The sequence below is a fragment of the uncultured Oscillibacter sp. genome (assembly GCF_910579365.1).
Lineage (GTDB): Bacteria > Bacillota > Clostridia > Oscillospirales > Oscillospiraceae > Oscillibacter.
On the sequence record NZ_CAJTUX010000084.1, the window covers coordinates 1 to 9,247 of the forward strand.

Sequence of the window (9,247 nt, forward strand, 5' to 3'; positions counted from 1 at the left end):
ATTTTCTCATTTCCTCTGCTCTCCGGCAAGGTGTGGGGGAATTTGACGCTTACAATAAATCCACACTATACTAACGCCCGCAGGTTTGCAAATCTGCGGGCGCAGTGCTTACCTCACTCTCTTTTTAAAATAGGCCCATATAACGGCAAGGCACTCAATGCAGTATGCAGCTCCGAAAATCACATGACGGACAGCTGCTGTCTGCTCAGCTTCTCGCAAATCATTTTCTGTGTAAACAGTGATAGGTAGAATGGTTCCGTCCTTGGGCGTATATTGAAGGGAAACCACACTTTCGTTGCGGTCAATATACTCGCAAACTACATTGCCGTTCCGATCTTCAAGTCTGCGAGTCAATGCTTCTTCTTCGCTGATTTCATTTCCATACTCATCATAATAAGTGCCAGCTTCAATCTCCCTGGATGGAGCGGGAGTCTCTATAGAAGCATTGGAATGGTATCTCGATGATGCGGAAATATCTTGTTCCATATACTCAATGAAACTATCGTAGTCCTCAAATGCTGTCCCTTTCATGATGCTGTATGGTCCCCAAATGGAAGTGGCGAATTGATGGCCGGCAAAGGTTACAACCAAAAGAATGACAAGAATAATAGCGCAAGTGCGTTTCAGCTTATGATTGCGATGGTAAACCTCTGCCTCTTTTTCAGACAGGCTATACACAGCCTTTTTCAGGAGGGATGCATGGAGGAAATACAGAACGACTGCGTAGATTAGCAGGAATGCCGCAGCCCCTGTCGACCCCCAAATAAGCAGACGATCAGAGCTAAGACCCATATAAGCGTCCACCAAAATCATAGGGATGGTGAATCCAATAAAGGCCACTGTCAATCCAATAGATTTCTCCGCAATGCTGATCACTTTTCTTTTGAAATCGGAAAAGACCCTTTCATCCAGTCCAGCATCTTCCACACTGAAAAACGCTTTGTTCACAAAGACTGCTTGGCAAACGATACTGGCGGCAAAGAAGATTGCTCCCAGGAAGAAGCCGAGGATAGCTTTAAGGAAAGCAAGATTGCAGACCAGCGCCGCAATTATACCGACAACAGAAATACCTATGGCAATATAGGTATTGTTCTTATACTGCGAAAGCGTGGATTTTAGGAGACGCTGACGCTGTTTTTGACCTTTCGGACTGGTTTCATTATCTTCCGGGATTTCAATGCGCTCTGCGGGTGACTTGCGCGCTCCACGGAGCAGTTCATCGCAGGTAACATCAAATATTTCTGCAATAACAGGAATCACCGCCAAATCCGGCGCACCATCATCTCGTTCCCAACGGCTGACCGTTTTGTCCGAAACATTCAACCGCTCAGCTAAATCCTTTTGGGTCATTCCGTTGGCTTTTCGCAAAGCGGCGATAAAGCCGCCAATAGTCTTTTTTTCCATAGTGAGTCCTCCTTTTGATGGGCGGTCTGGGGCGGGCAGTTTGATTTCTTTGTCTCTATTCTAAAATTTCGGGAGTGAGAATACCACCCAATAGGCTCAGAATCACTCTCGGAATACGAGAATTAGCCAAGCAAAAGGCCAATGCCGACAGTATGGACTTCTACGTTTACATGGCGAAGGCGTTCCTTGAAGACAAGGACGCCCGGAACCAGGGCGGGGAGAAGCTGTCCTAGTACTATGAGTATGTGGTCATGTGAGAGAGGGAGGGCGTTTGCCCTCCCTTTTGATAAAACCTTTTTGCGCTCACGGTTACTAACGCGTTACTAATAAACCAAAAACACAGGAATGTTAAGAACCCCCTAGAACCATTGCGGTTCTAAGGGGGTTCCTTGGTGACCCGGCGGGGATTCGAACCCCGGACCCACTGCTTAAAAGGCGCAGACATAGCCTCTAATACCAATAGTTACACGGTTTTTTGACTTGCATCCGACTTGCACGGCATTTCTTTCCCGCCCGGCTGGCCGGACAAATAGGCGTCCAGCTTGTCAACGGACTTCCGCTTGTGTATAGCGTCCAGGTGCGTATAAATCCGCAACGTGGTGCTCACGTCGGCGTGTCCCATCTGTGCGCACGCCTGAACCACGTCCACCCCGGCCAGATACAGCAGCGTGCAGAAGGTGTGCCGGAGCCAGTGCATGGTGATGTTCGGGATCGTCCTGTCCAGCCGCTTGGGCCCCGGCCTGCCGGACTTCCGCCGCTCCAGGTCCGCCGGGGTCCGGGTGCCGTACTTCTCGTTCAGAAGCCGCATATAGGAGCCCCACAGCTTCTTCCAGGCTGAGTCCGTCATAACGCCGCCGTGGGCGCTGGGAATCACCAGCAGATTGTCCCGGGGCAGCTCCGCCATGTAGTCCGCCAGCCGCTGAGGAATATCCACCGTCCGCATACCAGCGGCGGTCTTGGTGACGTGCCGGAGGCTGGGGACGCCGCTGGAATCGTACTCCATCACCTTGTTGACCGTGATGGTCCGGGCCTCCAGGTCCACGTCTGCCCAGGTCAGCGCCGCCAGCTCCCCCCGCCGGAGGCCGGACAGCATCATAATCACCGCCACACTCTGGGCCCGGTGGGGTGTGTCCCAAATCCATTGCTGTTCCTCAGCGGTCAGCGCCCGGCGGTGCTCTTCCTTGCGGCCCACCGCCGTCAGCTCCACCTGTTCCGCCGGATTGCAGAGCGGTACAGGCTCACGGTGCGCTGGGAAAGCCCCTGATCCGCCAGAGTGAGCAGCACCCGTTCGATATCGTCCGCCCGGACCTGACCGATTTCGTAACCCTGGAGCTCCTCCTTCCAGAGCTTCACGGCCCGCCGGTAGTTGTCCATCTGGCGGCAGGTGATGTGTTCCCGCTCCTTCAGCCGCAGCCAGTCGTCCGCCCAGGCGGCGAAGCTGTCCCTCTGGGCAAGAACGTCCAGCCCCCGGCCAAGCTGGAGGCGGACGGCGGTTTCCTTTTCCTTCAGCTCCGCCGGGGACTTGGCGTAGACGCTTTTGTATTGCCGCTTCCTGTTCTCGTCCCGGCCCAGGTATATCTGAGCGCAATAACGCCCGTCCGCTCGTTTTTTGGCCTTTGCCATGTGCTCAGTCCCAATTGATGGCGTTTTCGGCCACGTACTCCCCGGCTTCCAGTTCACGGGCGGCGTGCTCCATAGCGGCGTGCTCCGCGGGCGTGGCCTTCGTGTAATCAGGGTCCCAGGCAAGGACCAGCTTTTTCACCAGCTCCAGGGCAAGCGCTTGGTCCGCTTCCGGCAGAATGTTGACCATCTGTGCGATTTGCTGTGCGATTGGCGCCATACTTAGGCCCTCCTTACTTCTTGTAGATGTCTCCCCGGCTTCCTATATCCATGATATACAGAATTTCCAGCTGACTTTCCATCCCATATCTGTAAACGATTCTATATTTCCCCACACGGAGCCGGAAGCGCCCGTCATGGTACCCCTGCATAGCCTTGATATCACCCAGGGGCGGCTTTTGTGTCAGCCCGTGGATTCCGGCCCGTATGCGGGCTTTGGTAGGCCTGTCCAGGCTCTCCAACGCCTTTACGGCGGATTTCGCGTATCTGATTTCCATTGGGACGGTTCCTTTCCTGCCCTGGGCCTCTGGCCTGGGGCTTTTTGTTCGCCGGCGTGCAATCGTTGTCACTGCTCAATATTGAGCCGCCAGTTTTGGCCCCGTCTCAATCGGCTCAAAATTGAGCTCATTTGACAGGGTTATCAAACGAACGTCATTTTTGACGGGCGTGGATTTGCGCCGGTTAATCGGTCCAGATTTGGACCCGCCTCATTTGACAGGGTTATCAAGCGAAGTCATTTTTGGAATCGCTCGAAGGTGCGGCAAATTTGACGCACCCCCCTATTCGCCATTTCCCGGCCCCTCTGGCGCGTCCTGGGCGGCGGGGGTGTCCGTATCCCCGGCAGGGGCTGGTGGTGATTCTGGGGGGTCCTGGCGGCGGTAGCGGGGGAGTATGTCTTCTGTATAACTTACAGCCTTTTCCTGCCCCTCATTATTAAGCTGGCTAAATGCCTCTATTAGTTTTTGAAAATTTGGAAAATAATTGGTTGATTGATCTGATAGTTTTTCGTGTTCTGTTATAAAACTTAACGCCATATCAGCCAATCCAGATGATTCAGCAAGAGCAAAAATGGCATTGCGAGAACGCAAATAAACTGCGGTATTTCTATCTAATTTTGTGAGATTGGACAAAAGAACGCTTAAAAATTTTGAATCAACCTTTGCATGGTCCAAATTAACGCCTTGCCAGTTTGACGGCATAACTGCATCCAGTGCACCAAACCCACTATCAATTAAATCATATGCGGAAATATTAAGTGCGTCTGCTATACGCTGGAGTTGTTCAATTCGGGGTTGACGCTTACCGAGTTCATATTGTCGGATTGTGATTTCGCTGGTTCCAGATATAGACCCTAGCTGTTTTTGAGTAAGCCCCTTTTCATTTCTGGCTTGTCTTATTCGTTCTCCGATAGTCAACCCATAACCCCCTCTCATGCAAATACTATACCACGGAACAAAAAAAGTTTCAAGTGAATCTTTTCTCGGACTTGACAACTTCGCTTGAATCTGCTATACTCACAACAGATTCAATCGAAACGGAGGTGAAACTATGAAGGTCAATCGCCGGAAGCTGGAATTGGCAATGGCGCGGGCCTGTATGAACAGTGCTGACCTTCCCGCCGCTGCCGGTCTCCCCCGGCCCACGGTGCAAAACGCCATTGTCGGCAAGGGTGTCCGGCCCGCAACCCTGGGCCGCATCGCTAAGGCCCTAAACGTGGACCCGGCGGAGCTGCTGGAGGATTGGTGACATGAATCTGTTGTTTATGCTGGCCGGGGCATGGCAGGTCACACGCTGGATCATGTCCCTGGTGGACCGGCTGGAAGGAGGAAAGCACAATGCGTAGAATACCGCGGCCCAACAAGCCCCGCCGGGTGATCTACTCCATCGACGAATTGCCCGCATACTGCGACTGTTGTGACGTGGGGCTGTATCTCCGGGTAAATCCCGAGGTTGTGGCCCGCATGGCCCGTGAGGGCGTCCTCCGGGGGGCCAAGATCGGGCAGTCCTGGCGGTTCCGCAAGGCCGACGTCCTGGAGTACGAGCGCAAGCTCTTCGGCCTGGGAGGGGAGGGCGATACCTATTGAGCGGTAAAGGATTCGGCACAATTGCCGAAATTCAAATTTTGGAGATGGAGAGTTGATGCCCAGAGAGTATTTTTGTGCCTATCACAGCTACATAGAAAGTATGGAGCAGCTGACCGACGCCGAGAGGGGGCGCCTTTTCACGGCTTGCCTGTTCTACAGCAAGACGGGCGAAGCGCCGCAACTCAGCGGCAACGAGCGCTTTGTATTCCCCGCTATGCGGTCGCAAATTGATAGAGACATCCAAAATTACGAAGATTTTGTAAAAAAGCAGTCCGAGAACGGGAAAAAGGGAGGCCGTCCCCGGAAACCCACAGAAAGCCAAAAAACCCAATGCGAACTGTGCTGGAACAACTATTTATGGGGCGTTGGGGGCGGGACTATTGAGATGCCGAAAGAGGAGAGGAGGACCACAATATGACATCGGAACACGTCAAGACAAACATTGGCAATGCGTTGGATTTGCTCCAGCTCATCACAGAAGACCTGGAGGAAAACTTCTTCGGCACCGGCCTGGGCAACGCCGTGGAGGCCAGGGCCTCCATGACAGTCTCTGCCCTGTATATCCTGGGAGACTATTTGCGGAACATCCAGAAGGAGGCCAAGCCGTGAAGATCAGCATCAGCTACCGTCCCGGCAACGCCGACGAGGAACAGCAGGTCCGCATTATCCACTCCTTCTTTAAGGACTTTTTACCCAGCGCAAAGGTGCGCGTTTCGCACCGCCATGACCCGTATTTACATATCTATTGGTCCACTAAAAAGGCTGAAACCCCTTGCAATTCAAGGGAAAAGACTTGACCAGCACCCCGGCATATGGTATACTTGTTCTATGAAATAGGCATGAGTACCGCCCTAAGCTGAACTTAGGGTTAGCCAATAAAGGCATGGGAACGGCTTCAATTGCTGTCTCATGCCTTTTTCTGTTCCCTCCGGGGCGGGGTTCTATGCGGGCTTGTTCATTCACCGCGTCTCCTTTCCCCCGCCTCCCTGGGGTACCTATCAAGCCCAACTCAGGGCGTTAAACGGAGGTCATTATGAGCGATACCATGAACACCAACCAGAACACCGAACAGCAGCCCACCACTCCCACCCCGGAGGCCAGCGGGGGACAGGGCGGAGAGCGGATGTTCACCCAAGACGATGTGAACCGCATCGTTTCCGAGCGGCTGGCCCGTGAGCGTCAGAAGACGGAGCCGTCCGCAATAGATGAACGCGAAGCACAATTGAAGGCGCGGGAAAGCCGCCTGGACTGCCGGGAATACTTGGAAGCTCTGGCAAAGGGCGGGAAGGTTGGTCCCAGCGTTACAGGGCTGATAGACGTGCTGGACACCTCTGACAAGGAGAAGTTCCGGAAAACCGTCACCGCCCTGCTGGAGATCGGCGCGTTCAATCCCCAGCTGGAGCCCCTGAAGCTCCCCGGCGTGGACAAGCACGGTTTCGGAAGCATGAATATCGATCATCTGATTTCCACCGCCTTCAAGCCGAAAACTTGAAAGGATTGATATAACTTTATGGCAATTGACCTTGTAACCAAATTTCAGCCTTATGTGGATGAGCAATTCAAAAACGAATCCAAGCGGGACCTTTTCACCAACCGGGATTTTACCTGGGAGGGTGCGCACACCATCAAGGTTTACAAAATCAGCACCAGCCCCATGAACGACTATGACCGGGGATGGGAGAAAAAAGAGGAGAACTGGAGCCGATTTGGCCCCGTGGCCGGACTGGACGCCACCACCGAGGCGTTCACCCTGAACAAGGACCGCTCCTTCACCTTCGCCATTGACAAGCTGGACCAGGACGAAACCGCCCAGCAGCTTTCCGCCGCCTCTGCCCTGGCACGGCAGAACCGGGAAGTGGTGATCCCCGAGGTGGACAGCTACGCCTACAGCGTCATGGCCTCCAACGCTGGGCACAAGCCCGCCGCCGTGGCCCTGACCGCTGAGAACATCTTCGAGGAGATCACCAAAGCTTCCCAGGCGCTAGACGACGCGGAGGTCCCGGAAACGGGCCGTGTGCTGCTGGTGACCCCCGCCGCCTATACGCTGATGAAGAAAAGCCCGGACATCACGCTGGACAGCGACGTGGGCCAGGAAATGCGCCTCAAAGGCGTCATTGCCAACCTGGACGGCGCTGCCGTGGTGAAGGTGCCCGCCGTGCGCCTTCCTGCTGATTTTGGCTTCATGCTGGCCCACCCGGTCGCCACCGTGGCCCCGGTGAAGCTGGAGGACTTCCGCATCCACCAGGACCCGCCTGGAATCTCCGGCTCTCTGGTGGAGGGCCGCATCTGCTACGGCGCGTTTGTCCTGGATAACAAGACGGAGGCCATTTATTATCAAGCTCTGCCCGCCGCCGCCAGCAAGACGGCAAGCAAGGGCTGACCCAATGGGGCGCGTGGGCGATAGCCTGTGCGCCCCGCATCATAGGTGATGATATGGGCAAAAAACGCTTGAGAATGGGCACGTCAACGGAGGTACGGCGGGCTGTGAACAAAATCAACAATATGCTCTTGAACGGCGAAGTCGACGCCAAAACGGCGAATGCTTTGCTTTATGGCTGCAACGTCTGCCTGGGCGCAATCCGGGTTGACGACCAACAGGCCAAGCTCAACGAGCTGGAGCGAGCAATTAAGGAGCTGGAAGTGGATGGAAAGAAATATTTTTGATTTGCGGAGGTTCTGAGAGTGAATAAGGTTTATGAACTTGCGGCGCGGCTGGAGCGGGTACGGCTGGACATCATCAACCGGCCCCCGGCGGACGCTCTGAGCCTGAGCCTGGAGGCGTTCTATGGGGAGCACACGGAGGCTGACCTGATGGAACTGGCGGCAGCGCTGGAAAGCGACCCGGTATGAGGGCCGTTACTGGTGAATATCAGCCGGGCAGCGGGCAGAGACCCGAGCTTTGTTGCCTCCATCTCCAAGACGTGGGAGCGGCTGACCGAGGCAACGATTGAATCCTTCTGACAAACAAAGGGCCGGGGAATGATCCCCGGCCCTTGCTTTCTGCGAAAAATCGTGGTATTCTGACAGCAGGAAAGAATCATCTTTCAGCGCTGCCAGTAACGGCGGACGGTTGGCCCCTTGACAGGGGACACCTTCTTGCCCCCTGATCTTTGGAAAGGGGGCTGCCCTATGGTTACATACAGTGAGCTTTTCGCTTACTCCCTGGTTATCATCGGTATTTGCGGCCTGTTCATTCAGGCGTACAAAAAGAAGTAACCGCCCCTGTGCCCACAGTCCGGCGGTTACTTCTGTAACTTAGGCTAGGGCCAACCGTCTACCGGCAGCGCCCTTTCTATGCTTATTATAGGCCGTGTCGGCCCTTCTGTCAAGCCTCTGACTTCTTGTCAGGGGCTTTTTTCATTTTCCGGGCAATGCTGTCCCGCTGGGCCTGTGTCTCTACCGCTCTACCAACGAATACCGGCAAAGTCTCTCCCGCCGCCGGGGGAAGGTCTTCAAGCTCCGCCCAGGAACCAGGGCCGAAAATCTGGCGGTGTACTGCCGGGTCTGTAAGACGGAATCGGTTGTGGATATTCTTACTTAGGCGAACAGCGGTGACTTGCATCTTGACTTGCACGCATCAAAAACATCGGTTTTTGGGGCCATTTTGGAGCGTGTTTTCCAAGAGCACGCAAAAAGAAAACCCCCTGCAACCATTGCGCTGCAATGACTACAAGGGATTTTCCCTGGTGACCCGGCGGGGATTCGAACCCCGGACCCACTGCTTAAAAGGCAGTTGCTCTGCCGACTGAGCTACCGGGTCACATCCTGATGAAATGGGCGCTGGGCGCGGCGCAGCCAGCGCCGTTTCCTGTTCCCCATCGGTCCGCAAACCAGAGGAGCGTTTGTGGACCGAGAGTGAAAAAATTTCCCGTCCGGCGCAATTTTCCGCCCGCAGGGCGGGAAACGGAGCGGCAAGGGGAATTTCTGAGCTGGCAGGGACGGCTGGACTCGAACCAGCGCATGAGGGAGTCAAAGTCCCTTGCCTTACCGCTTGGCTACGTCCCCATGTGCGGAAAAAGCGCGGGGACCGGGGAAATGCCCCGATCCCCTGCTTGTGTGGGGTGGGAGATGGGACTCGAACCCACGACACCCGGAACCACAATCCGGTGCTCTAACCAACTGAGCTACACCCACCACAT

15 protein-coding genes and 3 tRNA genes are annotated in these 9,247 nt (G+C 54.8%); 9 read left to right on the forward strand and 9 right to left on the reverse strand.

What is annotated here, in order from left to right:
- Positions 1-108: 108 nt before the first annotated feature.
- From QZ329_RS13605 to QZ329_RS13630, 6 genes are all read right to left on the reverse strand, one after another.
- The gene (locus tag QZ329_RS13605) at positions 109-1,404 is read right to left on the reverse strand and encodes a helix-turn-helix transcriptional regulator (RefSeq protein ID WP_295753529.1); all 1,296 of its coding nucleotides are present in this window, start codon (positions 1,402-1,404) and stop codon (positions 109-111) included.
- A 463-nt stretch (positions 1,405-1,867) separates the two neighbouring features.
- Positions 1,868-2,611, reverse strand: a complete 744-nt coding sequence (locus QZ329_RS13610) for a site-specific integrase (protein WP_295753532.1) — start codon at positions 2,609-2,611, stop codon at positions 1,868-1,870.
- Positions 2,602-3,027, reverse strand: a complete 426-nt coding sequence (locus QZ329_RS13615; RefSeq protein WP_295753538.1) for a site-specific integrase — start codon at positions 3,025-3,027, stop codon at positions 2,602-2,604. Before QZ329_RS13615 ends, QZ329_RS13610 begins: the two co-directional genes overlap by 10 nt.
- A 4-nt stretch (positions 3,028-3,031) precedes the next feature.
- Positions 3,032-3,244: a hypothetical protein gene (locus QZ329_RS13620; protein ID WP_293280232.1), complete on the reverse strand. Its 213-nt coding sequence runs from the start codon at positions 3,242-3,244 to the stop codon at positions 3,032-3,034.
- Positions 3,245-3,257: 13 nt separating this feature from the next.
- A complete protein-coding gene (locus QZ329_RS13625) occupies positions 3,258-3,521 on the reverse strand; it encodes a type II toxin-antitoxin system RelE/ParE family toxin (protein WP_295753539.1) in 264 nt (87 codons plus the stop codon).
- 282 nt (positions 3,522-3,803) lie between these two features.
- Complete coding sequence (locus QZ329_RS13630) at positions 3,804-4,439, reverse strand: helix-turn-helix domain-containing protein (protein WP_295753540.1); 636 nt, start codon at positions 4,437-4,439, stop codon at positions 3,804-3,806.
- A 133-nt stretch (positions 4,440-4,572) separates the two neighbouring features.
- Here QZ329_RS13630 and QZ329_RS13635 point away from each other — a divergent pair, with 133 nt between their 5' ends.
- The 9 genes from QZ329_RS13635 (at position 4,573) to QZ329_RS13675 (ending at position 7,958) form a co-directional block, all read left to right on the forward strand.
- Positions 4,573-4,770: a helix-turn-helix transcriptional regulator gene (locus tag QZ329_RS13635; RefSeq protein ID WP_295753542.1), complete on the forward strand. Its 198-nt coding sequence runs from the start codon at positions 4,573-4,575 to the stop codon at positions 4,768-4,770.
- Positions 4,771-4,859: 89 nt separating this feature from the next.
- Positions 4,860-5,108, forward strand: coding sequence for a helix-turn-helix domain-containing protein (locus QZ329_RS13640; protein WP_295753544.1), 249 nt, complete (start codon positions 4,860-4,862; stop codon positions 5,106-5,108).
- A 55-nt stretch (positions 5,109-5,163) separates the two neighbouring features.
- Positions 5,164-5,526, forward strand: a complete 363-nt coding sequence (locus tag QZ329_RS13645) for a DUF6291 domain-containing protein (RefSeq protein ID WP_295753546.1) — start codon at positions 5,164-5,166, stop codon at positions 5,524-5,526.
- The gene (locus QZ329_RS13650) at positions 5,523-5,717 is read left to right on the forward strand and encodes a hypothetical protein (protein WP_295753548.1); all 195 of its coding nucleotides are present in this window, start codon (positions 5,523-5,525) and stop codon (positions 5,715-5,717) included. Before QZ329_RS13645 ends, QZ329_RS13650 begins: the two co-directional genes overlap by 4 nt.
- Entirely contained in the window at positions 5,714-5,905 is a 192-nt protein-coding gene (locus QZ329_RS13655) for a hypothetical protein (RefSeq protein WP_295753557.1), read from the forward strand. Before QZ329_RS13650 ends, QZ329_RS13655 begins: the two co-directional genes overlap by 4 nt.
- Before the next feature lie 236 nt (positions 5,906-6,141).
- Entirely contained in the window at positions 6,142-6,600 is a 459-nt protein-coding gene (locus QZ329_RS13660) for a hypothetical protein (protein ID WP_295753558.1), read from the forward strand.
- A gap of 18 nt (positions 6,601-6,618) precedes the next feature.
- On the forward strand, positions 6,619-7,488 hold the full coding sequence (locus QZ329_RS13665; protein WP_295753559.1) for a hypothetical protein: 870 nt from the start codon (positions 6,619-6,621) through the stop codon (positions 7,486-7,488).
- Positions 7,489-7,592: 104 nt separating this feature from the next.
- Complete coding sequence (locus tag QZ329_RS13670; protein WP_295753560.1) at positions 7,593-7,772, forward strand: hypothetical protein; 180 nt, start codon at positions 7,593-7,595, stop codon at positions 7,770-7,772.
- A gap of 18 nt (positions 7,773-7,790) precedes the next feature.
- Positions 7,791-7,958, forward strand: coding sequence for a hypothetical protein (locus QZ329_RS13675; RefSeq protein ID WP_295753561.1), 168 nt, complete (start codon positions 7,791-7,793; stop codon positions 7,956-7,958).
- Between the two features lie 834 nt (positions 7,959-8,792).
- On the opposite strand, the gene QZ329_RS13680 is transcribed toward QZ329_RS13675, so the two are convergent.
- The 3 genes from QZ329_RS13680 to QZ329_RS13690 all read right to left on the reverse strand — a co-directional run bounded on the left by QZ329_RS13680 (position 8,793) and on the right by QZ329_RS13690 (position 9,242).
- Positions 8,793-8,868: transfer RNA gene (locus QZ329_RS13680), tRNA-Lys, on the reverse strand.
- Positions 8,869-9,038: 170 nt separating this feature from the next.
- A tRNA-Gln gene (locus QZ329_RS13685) sits at positions 9,039-9,113 on the reverse strand.
- Between the two features lie 52 nt (positions 9,114-9,165).
- Positions 9,166-9,242: transfer RNA gene (locus QZ329_RS13690), tRNA-His, on the reverse strand.
- Positions 9,243-9,247 lie beyond the last annotated feature (5 nt).

What these genes read in the sequence shown, in the direction of transcription:
- QZ329_RS13615 (WP_295753538.1), bottom strand. Translation starts at nt 3,027, where the DNA reads ATGGCAAAGGCCAAAAAACGAGCGGACGGGCGTTATTGCGCTCAGATA.
- QZ329_RS13635 (WP_295753542.1), top strand. Translation starts at nt 4,573, where the DNA reads ATGAAGGTCAATCGCCGGAAGCTGGAATTGGCAATGGCGCGGGCCTGT.
- QZ329_RS13605 (WP_295753529.1), bottom strand. Translation starts at nt 1,404, where the DNA reads ATGGAAAAAAAGACTATTGGCGGCTTTATCGCCGCTTTGCGAAAAGCC.
- QZ329_RS13665 (WP_295753559.1), top strand. Translation starts at nt 6,619, where the DNA reads ATGGCAATTGACCTTGTAACCAAATTTCAGCCTTATGTGGATGAGCAA.
- QZ329_RS13650 (WP_295753548.1), top strand. Translation starts at nt 5,523, where the DNA reads ATGACATCGGAACACGTCAAGACAAACATTGGCAATGCGTTGGATTTG.
- QZ329_RS13660 (WP_295753558.1), top strand. Translation starts at nt 6,142, where the DNA reads ATGAGCGATACCATGAACACCAACCAGAACACCGAACAGCAGCCCACC.
- QZ329_RS13625 (WP_295753539.1), bottom strand. Translation starts at nt 3,521, where the DNA reads ATGGAAATCAGATACGCGAAATCCGCCGTAAAGGCGTTGGAGAGCCTG.
- QZ329_RS13645 (WP_295753546.1), top strand. Translation starts at nt 5,164, where the DNA reads ATGCCCAGAGAGTATTTTTGTGCCTATCACAGCTACATAGAAAGTATG.
- QZ329_RS13640 (WP_295753544.1), top strand. Translation starts at nt 4,860, where the DNA reads ATGCGTAGAATACCGCGGCCCAACAAGCCCCGCCGGGTGATCTACTCC.
- QZ329_RS13620 (WP_293280232.1), bottom strand. Translation starts at nt 3,244, where the DNA reads ATGGCGCCAATCGCACAGCAAATCGCACAGATGGTCAACATTCTGCCG.